Source organism: Streptomyces sp. NPDC053755, from assembly GCF_040677675.1.
In the GTDB taxonomy this organism is placed as follows: Bacteria; Actinomycetota; Actinomycetes; order Streptomycetales; family Streptomycetaceae; genus Streptomyces.
This window is the reverse complement of record NZ_JBFASK010000002.1, coordinates 321,256-337,477: the sequence shown is the minus strand read 5'-3', so window position 1 is coordinate 337,477 and position 16,222 is coordinate 321,256. Positions and strand designations below refer to the sequence as shown.

General features: G+C 72.5%; 15 protein-coding genes. 12 read left to right on the top strand and 3 right to left on the bottom strand.

Annotated elements, in window-relative coordinates:
• Positions 1 to 246 precede the first annotated feature (246 nt).
• The 12 genes from AB0K65_RS04230 to AB0K65_RS04175 all read left to right on the top strand — a co-directional run bounded on the left by AB0K65_RS04230 (position 247) and on the right by AB0K65_RS04175 (position 13,923).
• Positions 247 to 888 (top strand): GntR family transcriptional regulator, encoded by a 642-nt coding sequence (locus tag AB0K65_RS04230; RefSeq protein ID WP_365714148.1) that lies wholly within the window; start codon positions 247 to 249, stop codon positions 886 to 888.
• Positions 889 to 890: 2 nt separating this feature from the next.
• Complete coding sequence (locus AB0K65_RS04225; protein WP_365714146.1) at positions 891 to 1,793, top strand: dihydrodipicolinate synthase family protein; 903 nt, start codon at positions 891 to 893, stop codon at positions 1,791 to 1,793.
• On the top strand, positions 1,790 to 3,511 hold the full coding sequence (gene araD, locus AB0K65_RS04220; protein ID WP_365714144.1) for an L-arabinonate dehydratase: 1,722 nt from the start codon (positions 1,790 to 1,792) through the stop codon (positions 3,509 to 3,511). Before AB0K65_RS04225 ends, araD begins: the two co-directional genes overlap by 4 nt.
• Positions 3,512 to 3,724: 213 nt before the next feature.
• Positions 3,725 to 4,654: a sugar ABC transporter permease gene (locus AB0K65_RS04215; protein ID WP_365714142.1), complete on the top strand. Its 930-nt coding sequence runs from the start codon at positions 3,725 to 3,727 to the stop codon at positions 4,652 to 4,654.
• Positions 4,651 to 5,577, top strand: coding sequence for a carbohydrate ABC transporter permease (locus AB0K65_RS04210; RefSeq protein WP_365714140.1), 927 nt, complete (start codon positions 4,651 to 4,653; stop codon positions 5,575 to 5,577). Before AB0K65_RS04215 ends, AB0K65_RS04210 begins: the two co-directional genes overlap by 4 nt.
• Entirely contained in the window at positions 5,574 to 6,740 is a 1,167-nt protein-coding gene (locus tag AB0K65_RS04205) for a Gfo/Idh/MocA family oxidoreductase (protein WP_365714138.1), read from the top strand. Before AB0K65_RS04210 ends, AB0K65_RS04205 begins: the two co-directional genes overlap by 4 nt.
• Complete coding sequence (locus AB0K65_RS04200) at positions 6,737 to 7,576, top strand: PmoA family protein (protein WP_365714136.1); 840 nt, start codon at positions 6,737 to 6,739, stop codon at positions 7,574 to 7,576. The genes AB0K65_RS04205 and AB0K65_RS04200 overlap by 4 nt, the downstream gene beginning before the upstream one ends.
• A gap of 89 nt (positions 7,577 to 7,665) precedes the next feature.
• Positions 7,666 to 9,195, top strand: coding sequence for a family 43 glycosylhydrolase (locus AB0K65_RS04195; protein ID WP_365714243.1), 1,530 nt, complete (start codon positions 7,666 to 7,668; stop codon positions 9,193 to 9,195).
• Positions 9,196 to 9,271: 76 nt separating this feature from the next.
• Entirely contained in the window at positions 9,272 to 10,612 is a 1,341-nt protein-coding gene (locus AB0K65_RS04190) for a sugar ABC transporter substrate-binding protein (RefSeq protein ID WP_365714134.1), read from the top strand.
• Between the two features lie 110 nt (positions 10,613 to 10,722).
• Positions 10,723 to 11,433: a rhamnogalacturonan acetylesterase gene (locus AB0K65_RS04185; protein ID WP_365714132.1), complete on the top strand. Its 711-nt coding sequence runs from the start codon at positions 10,723 to 10,725 to the stop codon at positions 11,431 to 11,433.
• 41 nt (positions 11,434 to 11,474) lie between these two features.
• Positions 11,475 to 12,710: a pectate lyase gene (locus tag AB0K65_RS04180; RefSeq protein ID WP_365714242.1), complete on the top strand. Its 1,236-nt coding sequence runs from the start codon at positions 11,475 to 11,477 to the stop codon at positions 12,708 to 12,710.
• Between the two features lie 103 nt (positions 12,711 to 12,813).
• On the top strand, positions 12,814 to 13,923 hold the full coding sequence (locus AB0K65_RS04175; protein WP_365714130.1) for a pectinesterase family protein: 1,110 nt from the start codon (positions 12,814 to 12,816) through the stop codon (positions 13,921 to 13,923).
• Positions 13,924 to 13,931: 8 nt separating this feature from the next.
• Here AB0K65_RS04175 and AB0K65_RS04170 read toward each other — a convergent pair whose 3' ends face one another.
• The 3 genes from AB0K65_RS04170 to AB0K65_RS04160 are packed head-to-tail and all read right to left on the bottom strand — an operon-like array spanning position 13,932 to position 16,127.
• The gene (locus AB0K65_RS04170; protein ID WP_365714128.1) at positions 13,932 to 14,597 is read right to left on the bottom strand and encodes a hypothetical protein; all 666 of its coding nucleotides are present in this window, start codon (positions 14,595 to 14,597) and stop codon (positions 13,932 to 13,934) included.
• Positions 14,597 to 15,127 carry a SigE family RNA polymerase sigma factor gene (locus tag AB0K65_RS04165; protein ID WP_365714126.1) on the bottom strand — a complete coding sequence of 177 codons (531 nt, stop codon included), beginning with the start codon at positions 15,125 to 15,127 and terminating at the stop codon, positions 14,597 to 14,599. Before AB0K65_RS04165 ends, AB0K65_RS04170 begins: the two co-directional genes overlap by 1 nt.
• Positions 15,108 to 16,127: a LacI family DNA-binding transcriptional regulator gene (locus tag AB0K65_RS04160; protein ID WP_365714124.1), complete on the bottom strand. Its 1,020-nt coding sequence runs from the start codon at positions 16,125 to 16,127 to the stop codon at positions 15,108 to 15,110. The genes AB0K65_RS04165 and AB0K65_RS04160 overlap by 20 nt, the downstream gene beginning before the upstream one ends.
• Between the last annotated feature and the right edge of the window lie 95 nt (positions 16,128 to 16,222).

Genomic DNA, 16,222 nt, shown 5'->3' with positions numbered 1-16,222 from the left:
CGGGGTGGTCTCGGGCGGCGGTCGCGCGCGATGCCCTATTAGTTATGACAGAAAACAAATCCCCTGACCAGACCCGGTCGCCTCCTTTCACGCCCGCGCGCGCGAGGGTGCGGACCCCACCGCAGCAAGCGCTTTCTAAAAGTCCTGCGCGAAGCATTGACGAAACATCACCGCCCCCCTAGCTTCATCGCATTGCACTTCGTACGTCATATATGAGACGCGATACACGAGATCTGAGAGTGCGTCATGGCCTTCGCCCCCAGCCCCATACCGTCCCGCACCCAGTTCGTCCTGGAGGCGATCAAACACGACATACTCACCGGCGGGCTGAGTCCCGGCCAGGCCCTCGTGGAGACCGAGCTCGCCGCCCGTTTCGGGGTGTCGAAGACCCCGGTGCGCGAGGCGCTCAAGACGCTCGCCGGCAGCGGACTCGTCGTGATGAGCCAGTACAAGGGCGCCACCGTCCGCATGGTCGACGCGGACATGGCCCGCGAGGTCTACGACGTCCGGCTGCTCCTGGAGCCCGAGGCTGTGCGTCGTACCGTCGCCGCCGGCGCCCCGCTCGACGCGGCCCAGGACGCCCTGCGCAGGGCCGCCACCGCCCCGGACCCCGCCGAACGCTCCCTGGCCAACCGGGACTTCCACCGCGCGCTCTACCTCCCGTGCGGCAATCCGCTGCTCGGCCGGATGCTCGACGAGGTCCGCGACCAGGCGGCCCTGGTGTCCACCGTGGCGTGGGCCGCCGTGCCCTCCTGGGAGCGCGAGGCCGCCGAGCACGAGGAGATCCTGCGTCTGGCCACCACCGGTGACGTCGCCGGGGCGGGCCGGGCCGTCCACGCCCACATCGCCTCCTTCGTCGAGCGCGCCTTCCCCCAGGACAGCGAGTGACCATGACGTTCGAGACCCTGAAGACCGCCCTCGCCGATGTCGTGGCCATCCCCGTCACTCCGTTCACCGAGGAGGGAACCCTCGACACCGAGGCGCACCGGGTGCTGCTGCGCCGGCTCCTGGACGGCGGGGTGCGCACCCTCACCCCCAACGGCAACACCGGGGAGTTCTACGCCCTGACCCCCGAGGAACGCCGCCGGGTCACGGAGCTGACCGTCGCCGAGGCGGGCGACCGGGCCGTGGTCCTCGTCGGCGTCGGCCACGACGTCCCGACGGCGATCGAGGCCGCCCGGCACGCCCGGGACACCGGCGCACAGATGCTGATGGTGCACCAGCCCGTCCATCCGTACGTCTCCGAGGCGGGCTGGGTCGACTACCACCGGGCCATCGCCGAGGCCGTGCCCGGACTCGGGATCGTCCCGTACCTCCGCAACCCGCTGCTGAGCGGCGCCCGCCTCGCCGAGCTGGCGGACACCTGCCCCAACGTCATCGGTGTCAAGTACGCCGTCGCGGACGCCGCGCGCTTCGCCGCCTTCGCCCGGGACGCCGGCCTCGACCGCTTCGTCTGGGTGGCGGGCCTCGCCGAGCCCTACGCCCCCTCCTACTTCGCGAGCGGCGCCACCGGCTTCACCTCCGGCCTGGTGAACGTCTCCCCCTCCCTCTCGCTCGAGATGCTCCACGCGCTGCGGGCCGGCGACTACGCGGCCGCGATGAAGGTGTGGGAGCAGATCCGCCGCTTCGAGGAGCTGCGGGCCGCCAACGGCAGCGCGGACAACGTCACGGTCGTCAAGGAGGCCCTCGCCTCGCTCGGTCTGTGCCGGCGCGACATCCGGCCGCCGAGCCGGGAGCTGCCCGCTTCCGCGCGGGCCGAGGTCGCCGCGATAGCCGCCGGGTGGCCGGTATGAGCCGCCGCCCGGAGGAGCTGCGCAGCCACCAGTGGTACGGCACGGACGGACTGCGCTCCTTCAGCCACCGCGCCCGCACCCGCCAGCTCGGCTACCTCCCCGAGGAGCACCTGGGCAAGCCGGTCGTCGCGATCCTCAACACCTGGTCGGACATCAACCCCTGCCACGTCCATCTGCGCGACCGCGCGCAGGCCGTGAAGCGGGGTGTCTGGCAGGCCGGCGGCTTCCCGCTGGAGTTCCCGGTCTCCACGCTGTCGGAGACGTTCCAGAAGCCGACGCCGATGCTGTACCGCAATCTGCTCGCGATGGAGACCGAGGAGCTGCTGCGTTCCTATCCGGTCGACGGGGCGGTGCTGCTCGGCGGGTGCGACAAGTCGACCCCGGCCCTGCTGATGGGGGCCGCCTCGGTGGACCTGCCGACGGTCTTCGTGCCCGCCGGGCCGATGCTGCCGGGACACTGGCGGGGCGAGACGCTCGGCTCCGGCACGGACATGTGGAAGTACTGGGACGACAAGCGCGCGGGCCTGATCGGTGACTGCGAGATGGCCGAACTGGAGAACGGTCTGGCGCGCTCCCCCGGACACTGCATGACCATGGGGACGGCCTCCACCCTCACGGCGGCGGCCGAGACGCTCGGGGTGACGGTGCCGGGCGCGTCCTCGATCCCGGCGGTCGACTCGGGCCACGACCGGATGGCGGCCGCCTCGGGGATGCGGATCGTCGAGCTCGTCCGCGAGGACCTGCGGCTGTCGCGGATCCTGACCCGGGAGGCGTACGAGGACGCGGTGGCAGCGGTCCTGGCGCTGGGCGGCTCGACCAACGCGGTGATCCACCTGATCGCCATGGCAGGCCGTTCGGGGGTCCGGCTGACCCTGGGCGACTTCGACCGCATCGCCCGGACCGTCCCCGTGCTCGCCAACCTCCGTCCCGGCGGCCGGCACTTGATGGAGGACTTCCACTTCGCCGGGGGGATGCCCGGCTTCCTCTCCCGCATCACCGACCTGCTCCACCTCGACCGGCCGACGGTCTCCCACGCCACCCTGCGCGAGCAGCTCGACGGTGCGCTGGTGCACGACGACGACGTGATCCGCCCGCGGGACCGGCCGCTCGCGGACGAGGGCGGGGTGGCGGTGCTCCGGGGCAACCTCTGTCCGGACGGCGCCGTCATCAAGCACATCGCCGCCGAGCCGCACCTGTGGAAGCACACCGGTCCGGCGGTCGTCTTCGACGACTACCGCACCATGCAGCGGACCATCGACGACCCCGCCCTCGGGATCACCGCGGACCACGTGCTGGTGCTGCGGGGGGCGGGGCCCAGGGGCGGCCCGGGCATGCCGGAGTACGGCATGCTGCCGATCCCGCGGCACCTGCTGGAGCAGGGCGTGCGGGACATGGTCCGGATCTCCGACGCCCGCATGAGCGGCACGAGTTACGGCACGTGCGTGCTGCACGTGGCTCCCGAGTCGCATGTCGGCGGGCCGCTGGCCCTCGTCCGCACCGGTGACACGATCACCCTCGACGTCGAGGCCCGCTCCCTCCATCTGGAGGTCTCGGAGGAGGAGCTGGCGCGGCGGAGGGAGGAGTGGTCGCCGCCCCCGGTCCGCTACGAACGCGGCTACGGAGCGCTGTACGACGAGCAGATCACCCAGGCCGACACGGGGTGCGACTTCGCGTTCCTGGCCCGGCCGGGCACGACGCCGGATCCCTACGCGGGCTGACCCGTACGCGGGCCGACGGCCCGCACCGCCGCCCGGGCCCACGGGCCCGTTCCGGCGTCGCCGCCCGGGCTCCTCGGGGCCGTGCCGGCGTCGCCGACCGGCCCCGAGGGCCCCCGACCGAGCCGCCCACGGGCCGCCCGACCCCAGTTCCCCTGTTCGCGATCTCGAACACCGTCCGCGAAGCGCTTCGCGCCCGAGAACGGAGCCGCCGTCATGGCCACAGCCGTGACCCCGCCGCCCAAGGCACCCAGCCGCCGCCGCACCGGAGCGGCGCCCCGCCGACTGCCGTACCTGCTCATCGCCCCCGCCGGACTGCTGATGCTGGGCTTCATCGCCTATCCGGTCATCAGCGTCTTCTACTACAGCCTTCAGCACTACAACCCCACCAAGCCCTGGCGCAACGGCTTCGCCGGGTTCGACAACTTCACCCGCATCTTCACCGACGACCCCCACTTCTGGGGGACGCTGAGCTTCAGCGTGAAGTGGGTCGTCGTCGAGGTGACCCTCCAGCTGCTGTTCGGCCTGGCGCTCGCGCTGATCGTCAACCAGACGTTCGTGGGCCGGGCCCTGGGCCGGGCCCTGGTCTTCTCGCCCTGGGCCGTCTCGGGCGTCCTGACCTCCGCGATCTGGGTGCTGCTCTACAACTCCCAGACGGGCATCACCCGTTACCTCGCGGACATGGGCATCGGCGAGTACGGCACGTCCTGGCTGTCCGACACGGCGACCGTCTTCCCCGCCGTGGTCGTCGCCGACCTGTGGCGCGGGGTGCCGTTCTTCGCGATCCTCATCCTCGCCGATCTCCAGTCCGTGCCGAAGGACCTGTACGAGGCGGCCGAGGTGGACGGAGCCGGCCGGCTGCGGCAGTTCCTCCACATCACCCTGCCCCACCTCAAGGACGCGATCATCCTCTCCACCCTGCTGCGCGCGGTGTGGGAGTTCAACAACGTGGACCTGCTCTACACCCTCACCGGCGGCGGTCCGGCCGGCGAGACGACCACCCTCCCGCTGTACATCGCCAACACCAGTGTCGACGCGCACAACTTCGGTTACGCCTCCGCGCTCACCACGGTGGCGTTCGTGATCCTTCTCTTCTGCTCGATGGTCTATCTGCGCCTGAGCAAGTTCGGAGGCGAGAGCAAGTGATAGCCCAGGAACACACCCTGACCGCGCCGGCCACACCGGCGACCGACACCGCGCCCGGCGGCCCGCCCCCGCCCCGCACCCCCGCGCCCACCGCCCGACGGCGGCGCCGCGCCTGGGACGAGGCCCCCCGGTGGCAGATCTACGTACCGCTCGGCATCTACCTCCTCTTCACCCTGATCCCCTTCTACTGGATCCTCCTCTTCGCCCTCCGCCCGGCCGGCTCGACCTCGCTCGTGCCCTGGCCGATGACCACCGAACACTTCGAGAAGGTGTGGACCGAGCGCAGCTTCGCGACCTTCTTCCAGAACAGCCTTCTCATCGGGGTGGCGACGCTGGTGATGACCACCGTCATCGCCCTGGCCGGCGGCTACGCCCTGGCGCGCTTCGACTTCCGGATCAAGAAGGGCTTCATGCTGGCCCTCCTCTGCTCCCAGTTCGTCCCCGGCGCGCTGCTGCTCGTCCCGCTGTTCCAGATCTTCGCCAATCTGCGGATGATCAACTCGCTGGGCAGCGTCATCATCGCGGAGACCGTCTTCCAGCTCCCGCTGTCCATGATCCTCATCAGCGGCTTCATCAGGAACGTGCCGTACTCGCTGGAGGAGGCGGCCTGGGTCGACGGCTGCGGTCGCTTCAGGGCCTTCCGCATCGTGGTCCTGCCGCTGCTGCGTCCCGGCCTGGTCGCCGTCGGCTCCTTCGCCTTCGTCCACGCCTGGAACCACTTCCTCTTCGCGCTGATGTTCCTCAGCAGCCAGGAGAAGCAGACCATCCCGGTCGGCCTCAACACCCTCATGGGCGCCGACAGCGTCGACCTCGGCGCGCTGGCCGCCGGTGGCGTGATCGCGGCCGTGCCCGTCGTGATCGTGTTCGCCTTCATCCAGAAGTGGCTGGTCACCGGCTTCAGCGCGGGGGCGGTGAAGGGATGAGCGCCGTCACACCGTCTCCCCTGCCCGTGGTCCTGGCGGGCGCTCGCGGCCACGGCCGCCGGCACCTGCTCAACATCGGGCGCCTGGAACGGCTCGGCCTGGTCCGGCTGGCCGGTGTCTGCGAGCTGCGGCCGCTCGACGCGGCGGAGCTGGAAGGGATCGGCACCCCGGAGCAGTCCTCGGACCTCGACGTCCTGCTGGCCTCCACCGGGGCACGGATCGCGGTGGTCTGCACGCCGATCCAGACCCACACCGACCTGGCGCTGACCGCCGCCCGGCGGGGGGCGCACCTGCTCCTGGAGAAGCCGCCCGCCCCGTCGCTGGCGGAGTTCCGGCGGATGACGGACGGGGTCGCGGCGGCGGGCGTCGCCTGCCAGATCGGCTTCCAGTCGCTGGGGTCGCACGCCGTCCCGGAGATCCGGCGGATGGTGGCGGAGGGCGTGATCGGCGAGCTCCTCGGTGTCGGCGCGGCCGGTGCCTGGGTCCGTGACGAGGCCTACTTCCGGCGCGCCCCCTGGTCGGGGCGGCGACGGCTGGACGGTGCTGACGTCGTGGACGGGGCGCTCACCAATCCGCTGGCGCACGCCGTGGCCACGGCGCTGGCGCTCGCGGGCGCCGGCCGGGACCAGGACGTGTCACACATCGAGACCGAACTCCTGCGCGCCCACGCGATCGAGGCCGACGACACCTCCTGCGTCCGGATCGTGACGGCCCGGGGCACACGCGTGACGGTGGCGGCGACGCTGTGCGCGCAGACGGCGGCGGAACCGTACGTCGTGGTCCACGGCACCCGGGGCCGGATCACGTTCTGGTACAAGCAGGACCGGGTGCTGCTCCAGCGGGGCGGTCACGGCCCGGAGGAGACGGTCCACGGCCGCACGGACCTGCTGGAGAACCTGGTCGGGCACGTGACCCGGGGCGAACCGCTGTGCGTGCCGCCCGAGGAGACCGGCGCCTTCATGCGGGTGGTGGAGGCCGTCCGGCTGGCCCCGGAACCGGCGCCGCTGCCGGAGGCGTACTGGCACAGCGAGCCGGGGGAGAACGCGCCGCGCCGGGTCGTCTCCGGCATCGACGCCCTGGTCGACCGGAGCGCCGAAATGCTCGGCCTCTACTCCGAGCTCGGCGCCCCCTGGGCGCTCTCGACCACGGCGGAGGCACGGTGAACGCCGCCATCGTCCTGCGCTGCGCCGGCCGCCCGGTCGCCCGGTACCTCACCCGTCCCGAGCTGGCGGCGGACCACGCGCCCCGGCCGTACCTCCACCCCGTCACCACCCTGGCGGGGACCCGGGTCACCGAGCTGATGCCCGAGGACCACCGGCATCACCTCGGCGTGGGCGTCGCCGTGGCCGATGTGGCGGGCCACAACTTCTGGGGCGGACGCACCTTCGTGCGCGGCCAGGGGCCGACGGTGCTCGACAACCACGGCGTCCAGCGGCACGACGGCTTCAAGCTGCGCGATCCGGACGGGTTCGTGGAGGAGCTGAGCTGGACGGCGGCGGACCGGGTGCTGCTGCGGGAGCACCGGACCGTGGCGGTGGCGACGCTGACCGGCACCGCGTGGGCACTGGACTTCACGTTCTCGCTCACCAACGTCTCCGGGGCGGAGCTCTCCCTCGGCAGTCCCGCCACCAACGGCCGGCCCGGTGCGGCCTACGGCGGCTTCTTCTGGCGCGCGCCGAAGGAGGCGTCCGCGCCCGTCGTCTTCGGCGCCGACGCCGACGGCGAGGAGGACGTGCACGGTACTCCGGCCGACTGGGTGGCGATGGCGGGCGAGGGCTGGACGCTGGTGTTCGCCGGAGCGACGGAGGAGACGCGGCGCGATCCGTGGTTCGTCCGCGCCGCCGAGTATCCGGGAGTCGGCTCCTCGCTCGCCCACGACAGGCGGCTGACCGTCGAGGCCGGCGAGACCGTCGTACGACGCGTGGTCACCGTGGTCGCCGACGGCCGTCCGGACCGGGCCGAGGCCGCGTCCCTGGTGCGGAAGGCGGTCGCCTCGTGAACGACGCCACGAGCACCGCCGACGGGACCGGCGACACCTCCCTGGGGAGAGGCACGAGCACCGGCCGCCCCGCGAGCGCCGCCGACGCCATGGCCGCTCCCCGTACGGGAGACCTCGGGGACGGCACGTACCGCAACCCCGTCCTGGCGGCCGACTGGTCCGATCCCGATGTGCTGCGGGTCGGCGAGGACTACTACCTCACGGCGTCGAGCTTCGGCCGCGTGCCGGGCCTTCCGCTGCTGCACTCGCGCGACCTGGTCAACTGGACGATCGTCGCGCACGCCCTCGACCGGCTCCGGCCGGAGGCCGCCTACGCCTCGCCACGGCACGACGGCGGGGTCTGGGCACCCTCCCTGCGCCACCACGACGGCCGGTTCTGGATCTTCTGGGGCGACCCCGACCACGGCATCTGGCAGGTCAACTCGCCCTCCGTGCGCGGCCCGTGGAACGAGCCGGTGCTGGTGAAGGCGGGCCGGGGTCTCATCGACCCCTGTCCGCTGTGGGACGAGGAGACGGGCGAGGCCTTCCTGGTGCACGCCTGGGCCAAATCCCGCTCCGGCGTCAACAACCGGCTCACCGGCCACCGGATGAGCCCGGACGGCGGCAGGGTCCTCGACGAGGGGACCACGATCGTCGACGCCGACCGGATCCCCGGGTGGTTCACCCTGGAGGGTCCGAAGGTGTACCGCCACGACGGGTGGTTCTGGATCCTCGCCCCGGCCGGCGGCGTCTCCACCGGCTGGCAGGGCGCGTTCCGGTCGCGTTCCCTCTTCGGCCCGTACGAGGAACGGGTCGTGCTGCGGCAGGGGGACACGGACGTCAACGGCCCCCACCAGGGCGGCTGGGTCCGCACCCAGCGCGGCGAGGACTGGTTCCTCCACTTCCAGCAGCGCGGGGCGTACGGGCGGGTCGTCCACCTCCAGCCGATGCGCTGGGACGCCGACGGATGGCCGGTGCTCGGTGCGGCGGGCACCCCCGTCGCCGTCCACGCGAAGCCGGACCTGCCGGAGCAGCCGGCCTCCGCACCCGCCGCCGACGACGCGTTCCCCGGCGGACGCTTCGGCCGTCAGTGGCAGTGGACGGCCAATCCCGGCGAGGGCTGGACCACCCAGCACTCCGGTGACGGCCTGTGGCTCTCCTGCGGGCGCAGCGAGCACGTCGACGACCTGCGGGGGCTGCCGCACCTGCTCACCCAGCGGCTTCCGGCGCGCGCCGGGAGGGTGGACGTCGAACTGCGGCTCGACAGCGGGCTTCCCGGCGCCCGGGCGGGGCTCGTGGTGCTCGGCGACGCCTACAGCTGGATCGGGCTGCGCCGCGAGGCGGACGGCTCGGCGCGGCTCGTGCACCGGTTCGCTCCCGCCAACGCCGACCGCGAGCGGGACGCCGCGTACGACCGGCCCGCCCCCGCCGGCAGCGCCCGGCTGCGGATCGACCTCGGGCGGGACGCGCGCTGCCGCTTCTCGTACGACACCGGCGAGGGCTTCACGCCGGTCGGCGAGGTCTTCGCCGCCACTCCCTGGCGGTGGGTCGGCGCGCTGCTCGGTCTGTTCGCGGCGGCCCCGCCCGGCACGGGACCCACCGGCACCGCCGTGTTCACGTCGTTCCACCTCACCCCCTGACTCCCCCCACGCCATCGCACCACCCCGCAAGACCCCCCGTAGGACCCGCGTAGGACCCGAGAGAAGAGAGCCGACGATGACCATCTTCCGTGGCGGACGGCGCAGAGCCGTCTGCGCCCTCGCCCTGACGACCGTGCTCGCCCTGACCGCCACCGCCTGCGGAGACGACGGCAGCGGAGCGGGCGGCGACAAGGGCGATGAGGGCTCGGGCAAGGGAGAGATCACCTTCTGGGACAACAACGGCGGTGTCCGCACCGACGTCTGGAAGGAGATCATCAAGGACTTCGAGCAGCAGAACCCCGACATCAAGGTCACGTACGTCGGCATCGCCTCCACCGAGGTGCAGTCCAAGTACGACACGGCCATCCAGGGCGGCGGCCTGCCGGACGTCGGCGGCGTGGGTGCGGCGATGCTCGCCGGGATCGCCGCCCAGAACGCGCTGGAGCCGCTCGACGCCCGGATCGACGGCAGCGCCCTCAAGGGCAAGCTGAACGAGGGCATGGTCGAGAGCGTGAAGTCCGCGGGAGGCCAGGACAAGCTCTTCACGGTCCCGACCTCCGCGAGCAACGGCGTCCTCTACTACCGCACCGATCTGTTCGCGGCCGCGGGCCTGGAGGAGCCCACCACCTGGTCGAAGTTCTACACGGCCGCCGACAAGCTGACCGCCAGGGACAAGAACCGGTTCGGATACACCATCCGCGGCGGCGCCGGCTCCATCGCCCAGGCGCTGGACGCCATGTACGGCCAGAGCGGCATCACCAGCTTCTGGAACGGCGACAAGACCACGGTCAACGACCCGAAGAACGTGGCCGCGCTGGAGAAGTACGCGGGCCTGTTCAAGAAGAACACGCCGGCGGCCGACGTCAACAACGACTTCACCAAGATGGTCGCGCAGTGGGACAGCGGCGAGATCGGCATGCTGAACCACAACCTGGGCTCGTACAAGGACCACGTGAAGGCCCTCGGTACGGAGAAGTTCCGGGGCATCCCGAACCCGACGACGGACGACGGCACCCGGGTCCAGGTCTCCAACCCGGTCGACGGCCTCGGTCTGTTCTCGTCGAGCAAGAACAAGGCCGCGGCCTGGAAGTTCATCGAGTTCGCCGCCTCGCACGCCTCGAACAGCAAGTGGAACGAGTCGGCGGGAGCGATCCCGGCCAACACCGAGGCCGCCAAGGACCCCTGGATCCAGAAGGCCGAGCCGACCAAGCTCGCCGCCGACGTCCTCTTCAGCGGCAAGGCCGCGATCGTACAGCTGCCGTACTACCTGCCGGACTGGAACACCATCTCCAAGGCCGACAACGAGCCTGCCTTCCAGAAGGTGCTGCTTGGCAAGTCGACGGCCAAGGAGTTCCTCGACAGCCTGGCCGAGCAGCTCAACACGGCGCAGGCCGAGTGGAAGTCGCAGAAGAAGTGACCTCCGCGCCGAGCCGCCGTGCGGTGGTCGCGGCCGGGGCGGGCCTCGCGCTCGCCCTGGCCGCGGCCCCCGCCGCGGCCTCCTCCCGCCCTTCCCGAGGACACCGCCCCATGCGCACCCTCTACATCGCAGGCGACTCCACCGCCGCACAGAAGTACGCCGACGCGGCGCCGGAGACGGGGTGGGGGACGGCCCTGCCCTTCTTCCTCCACCGGGGCGTCACGGTCGCCAACCACGCCATCAACGGCCGCAGTACGAAAAGCTTCCTCGACGAGGGCCGGCTGGCCGCGATCCTGGAGGCGATCCGGCCGGGCGACGTGCTGCTCGTCCAGTTCGGCCACAACGACCAGAAGGCCGCCGACCCCACGCGCTACACCGAACCGTGGTCCACCTACCAGGACAACCTGCGCCGCTTCGTCGCGGGTGCGCGCGAGCGCGGCGCCCGGCCGGTGCTCGCCACCTCGGTGGAGCGGCGCAGGTTCGACGCGGCCGGCACGGCGCTGCCGACGCTGGGCGACTACCCCGCGGCGATGCGCGAGGTGGCCGGCGAGGAGCGCGTCCCGCTGCTCGACGTCCAGGAACAGTCGTTGGCGCTGTGGCAGCAGCTCGGTCCGGAGACGACGAAGACGTACTTCAACTGGACGGCCGCCGAACAGGACAACACCCACTTCAACCCGCCCGGCGCGATCGCCGTGGCCCGGCTGGTCGCCGGCGCACTCCTCCACTCGCGCGTCCTCGCACCAGGCGACACACGCCGCCTGGACGACGAGATCCCCGCGGAGTGGATCACCTGGCCCGCATCCGAGGAGAGCCGACCTTGAGACAGACACACCTGTGGGCGGTGGGCGCGACCGCCCTCGCCCTGACCGTCACCGGTCCCGCCGCCACGGCCCAGGCCGCGCCCGACCCGGCCCGGCAGGCGCTGCCCGCCGGGGACGGCTGGGCGTCGGAGGGCACGGGGACCAGCGGCGGCGCGAAGGCCGCCCCCTCCCGGGTCTTCACCGTCACCACCTGGGAGCAGTTGCGGACCGCGCTCGCCGTCCCCGGCACCGAGCCGAGGATCGTCAAGATCAAGGGGACGCTGAACGCGACCGCCGCCGGGTGCTCGGCCTTCGAGGCCGAGGGCTACGACTTCGAGCGGTACCTCGCGGACTACGACCCGGCGGTCTGGGGGTACGACACTCCGGTGAGCGGGCCCCAGGAGGACCTACGGGCGGCGTCCGCCACGGCCCAGGCCAAGGCGATCAAGGCGTACGTCCCCGCCAACACCACGATCGTCGGCGTCGGCAGGAACGCCGGGATCACCGGCGGCAGTCTGCAGATCCAGGGCGTCGACAACGTCGTGGTCCGGAACCTGACGCTGGAGAGCCCGCTCGACTGCTTCCCGCAGTGGGACCCCACGGACGGCGCGACCGGCGCGTGGAACTCCGAGTACGACAGCATGGTCGTGTACGGCTCGACGCACGTGTGGGTGGACCACAACACGTTCACGGACGGCGCGCACCCGGACAGCTCGCTGCCGTCGTACTACGGCGAGGTCTACCAGCAGCACGACGGCGAACTGGACATCGTGCGCGGCGCCGACCTCGTGACCGTCTCCTGGAACGTCTTCGCCGACCACGACAAGACGCTGATGATCGGCAACAGCGACAGCGCGGGCGCGACCGACCGCGACAAGCTGCGGGTCACCCTGCACCACAACCTCTTCGAGAACGTGATCGAGCGTGCCCCGCGGGTCCGCTTCGGCAAGGTCGACGCGTACAACAACCACTTCGTGGTGCCGGCGTCGGGCTACGCGTACAGCCTGGGCATCGGCCTGGAGTCGCGACTGGTCGCCGAGAAGAACGCGTTCACCCTGCCGGCGGGCGTCGGCGCCGGGAAGATCCTGAAGAAGTGGAAGGACGCCCCGGTGACGACGGCGGACAACCACGTCAACGGCAGGTCCGTCGACCTGCTGGCCGTCCACAACGCGGAGTTCCCGGCGGAGATCCTGCGCGGCGACGCGGGCTGGACGCCGCAGCTCCGCACCCGGGTCGACACTCCTCGGGCCGTGCCGGCCCTGGTCGACCACTGGGCGGGCGCGGGCCGGCTGCGCTGACCCACCGCCGGCACGGGAGCGGGGCGGCCCGACCGCGACCACACGTCGGGCCGCCCCGCTCCCGCCCACCCCTCCCCTCCCCCTCCAGCGAAGGAGCGCCGTCATGCCTCCGCTCAGCCGCCGTGCCGTGCTCATCGCGAGCGCCGGCGCGGCGCTCGCCCCCGTCCTGCCCGCCGCCCCCGCCACCGCCCGGTCGCGCGGCCCCTTCGGCAGGTTCGGAACCTCCGCCGCACGACTCACCCCCTCCACCCTCTACGTCCATCCCGGCGGGCTCGGCGACCACACCACCGTCCAGGCCGCGGTGACCGCCGCGAGCGGCCCGGGGTGGACGCTGGTCATCGCCCCCGGCACCTACCGCGAGACCGTGACCGTCGGCGCGACACGGACCGGCATGACGTGGATCGGGGCCGGCGAGGACCCTCGGGACGTCGTCGTGGTGTACGACAACGCCAGCGGGACGCCGAAACCGGGCGGCGGCACCCACGGCACCTCGGGATCGGCCACCACCACCGTCCAGGCCGACGGGTTCACCGCGCAGTGGATCACCTTCGCCAACGACTTCCTGCGCGCCGGGCATCCGGAGATCAAGGACACCCAGGCCGTCGCGCTCAAGGCGCAGGGCGACCGGTCCGCGTTCTTCCACTGCCGGTTCCTCGGCCACCAGGACACCCTCTACGCCGACTCGACGGCGCTGACCGCCGTGGCACGCCAGTACTACGCCCATTGCCACGTCGAGGGCGACGTGGACTTCGTCTTCGGCCGGGCCCGCGCGGTATTCGAGCACTGCCATCTGCGGACGCTGCTCCGCACCGACCTGGCGTCCGCGCCGCACGGCTTCGTCTTCGCCCCGTCGACCGCGGGCCACAACGCGTACGGCTTCCTGGCCGTCCACTGCCGGATCACGAGCGCCGCACCGGACGGCTTCTACAAGCTGGCCCGGCCCTGGGTGCCCAGCTCGGATCCGACCGCCTGGCCCTCGCTCGTGGTGCGCGACAGCGTGCTCGGCCCCGGGATCGACGCCGTGGCACCGTACGCGACCATGCGGGACGCCTTCCCGTGGCAGGCCCAGCGGTTCGCCGAGTACCGCAACACGGGGCCGGGCGCCGTGGTCACGGTCCCGGAGAACCGGCCGCAGCTGACCCCGCTCCAGGCCCGGTCCGCGACGAGGAGCTCCTGTCTCGGCGACTGGAACCCCCGGCCGTTCCGCTCCTGAACACGGCTTCAGCGCCGCGCGGCCCCCGGCGCGAAGCCGCCGCGGGTCACGGCCCGTGCGTGGGAGTCACCCGCGGACGTGACGGTGTACGTGTCGGACCCGGCGTCCCGTCCTCCCTCGGCGTGGTTGTACTGGCCGGCGAAGACATGGCGCCCGGCCGGGACCGTGCGCCCCGGCTTGAGCACCCAGGTGTAGACGAGTGCCGTCGCCTCCTGGCGTACGGAGACGGTGAAGTCGTCCGCGGGCGGAGTGCGCCAGTGGCCGGTGCTCGACACGCCGGCGGTGCGGGCGATCCGCAGTTCGACGGTGAGCGCGGTCAGGGGGGCGGGGGCGGTGAGGGTGACGTTGCTCTGCGCCCACCACCGGTTGCTTCCCGGGTCGACGGTGCCGGCCGCGCCGACGGGAGGTGGGGCGGCGGGCATCGTGGCGACCCGGCCGGGGTCGGCGTCGGGGTTCAGCGTCGTCGCGGCGAGGCCGCCGAGGGAGAGGACCCCGACGACGGCGGCCGCGACCGCGGCCGCCGTCGTCCAGAGCGCCCGGGGGCGGCGACGCGCCTCGGCGGCGCGCGCGGGGTTCGCGATCCCGCGCTCCACGCGCGCCAGGATGCGGGCTCGGTCGGGCTGATGGGCTCCGGCCGCCTCACGCAGCCGGCGGCGTACCTGCGCTTCGTCCATCAGCTCTTCCCTCCGACGAGTGCGGCCGCGGACTCGGCTCCGAGCAGGCGCTGCAGCTCCGCCATGCCTTTGGAGGTCTGGCTCTTGACCGTGCCGACCGAGATCCCGAGGGCGAGGGCCGTATCGCGCTCGGAGAGGTCGAAGGCGTGGCGCAGGACCACACAGGCGCGCTTGCGGAAGGGCAGCGCCCGCAGGGCGGACTGGACGTCGACGACGACCGGGACGTCGGGCTCCCGGGTCCACTCCGAGCGCCGGTCCCAGAACAGCGCGACGCGGCGGCGCTCCCGTACGGCGCCGCGGATCCTGCTGCGGACGAGGTTGGCGACGACTCCGCGGGCGTAGGCGACCGGGCGGTCCGCGGCGCGGACGCGGTCCCACTGGTGCCAGAGGGCGACCATGGCGTCGGCGGCGAGGTCGTCGGCGCCTTCGCGGTCGCCCGTCAGCAGGTGCGCGAGACGGGCGAGTTCGGCGTAGTGGCGCTCGAAGAAGGCGTGGAACTCGGTCGCGGGATCACCGGCCGCCGTGATCACGGTGGCTCCCGGAGCTTTCGCGTACGGTCAGTTCGGGCGCGATCAGCGTCGGCCCCGAGGGTGCCTGCCCGCCGAGGCGGGCGACGAGCCGTTCGACGGCCAGGCGTCCCATCTCCGCGGCGGGGACACCCACGGCGGTGAGGGGGACCGACGCCTGGCGGGCGACCTGGTCGGGGCAGACGGCGACGACGGCGACGTCCTCGGGCACGGCCCGCCCCCGCCGGCGCAGCACGGCGAGAAGGGGTTCGACGGCGGCTTCGTTCTGGACGACGAGGGCGCTGGTCGCGGGGCGTTCCTCGAAGATCCGGCCGAGGGTCGCGGAGACGGCGGTGTACGTGCCCTCGACCGGCCGGTGCAGCAGGTCGACGCCCTTCTCACGCGCGGTGGCGCGCAGCCCGGTGAGGGTGCGCTCGGCGAAGCCGGTGCCGCGGGCGTAGACGGCGGGGGGTTCGCCGAGGACGGCGACGCCGGTGTGTCCGAGGTCGGCCAGGTGGCCGACGCAGCGGGCTCCGGCGGCCTCGAAGTCGAGGTCGACGCAGTCGAGCCCGGCGGGGTCGCCGGGCAGTCCGATGAGGACGAAGGGGCGTTCCGCCTGCCGGAGCAGGGGGAGCCTGGGGTCGTCCAGTTCCACGTCCATGACGATCATGCCGTCGGCGATGGCGCTGCCCTCGACGCGTCGTACGGCTTCGGGTCCCTCCTCCCCGGTCAGGAGGAGGACGTCGTAACCGTGGGCGCGGGCCGTGGTGGTGACGGCCATGGCGATCTCCAGCATCACCGGGAGGTGGAGGTCGGTGCGCAGCGGCATCATCAGCGCGAGGATGCTGGTCCGGCTGCTGGCGAGGGCGCGGGCCCCGGCGTGCGGGCGATATCCGAGGGTGTCGATGCTGTGCTGGATCCGTTCGCGGGTGGCGGCGGAGATGGACCGTTTCCCGCTGAGGACGTAGCTGACCGTGCTGGCCGACACTCCGGCGTGACGGGCGACATCGGCGAGGGTGACCACTTCAGTTCTCCGCGGCAGTTACCGGCTCCCCGGGCGGCTGCCCGACGCTTCGGTTCCCGACCCTAGGCGGCGGCTCGGCGGGCTGTCCAGGCGGG

Excerpts from the sequence above, each read along its gene's own strand:
- araD (WP_365714144.1), top strand. The coding sequence starts at position 1,790 with ATGAGCCGCCGCCCGGAGGAGCTGCGCAGCCACCAGTGGTACGGCACG.
- AB0K65_RS04225 (WP_365714146.1), top strand. The coding sequence starts at position 891 with ATGACGTTCGAGACCCTGAAGACCGCCCTCGCCGATGTCGTGGCCATC.
- AB0K65_RS04170 (WP_365714128.1), bottom strand. The coding sequence starts at position 14,597 with ATGGACGAAGCGCAGGTACGCCGCCGGCTGCGTGAGGCGGCCGGAGCC.
- AB0K65_RS04215 (WP_365714142.1), top strand. The coding sequence starts at position 3,725 with ATGGCCACAGCCGTGACCCCGCCGCCCAAGGCACCCAGCCGCCGCCGC.
- AB0K65_RS04185 (WP_365714132.1), top strand. The coding sequence starts at position 10,723 with ATGCGCACCCTCTACATCGCAGGCGACTCCACCGCCGCACAGAAGTAC.
- AB0K65_RS04190 (WP_365714134.1), top strand. The coding sequence starts at position 9,272 with ATGACCATCTTCCGTGGCGGACGGCGCAGAGCCGTCTGCGCCCTCGCC.
- AB0K65_RS04195 (WP_365714243.1), top strand. The coding sequence starts at position 7,666 with ATGGCCGCTCCCCGTACGGGAGACCTCGGGGACGGCACGTACCGCAAC.
- AB0K65_RS04230 (WP_365714148.1), top strand. The coding sequence starts at position 247 with ATGGCCTTCGCCCCCAGCCCCATACCGTCCCGCACCCAGTTCGTCCTG.
- AB0K65_RS04205 (WP_365714138.1), top strand. The coding sequence starts at position 5,574 with ATGAGCGCCGTCACACCGTCTCCCCTGCCCGTGGTCCTGGCGGGCGCT.
- AB0K65_RS04175 (WP_365714130.1), top strand. The coding sequence starts at position 12,814 with ATGCCTCCGCTCAGCCGCCGTGCCGTGCTCATCGCGAGCGCCGGCGCG.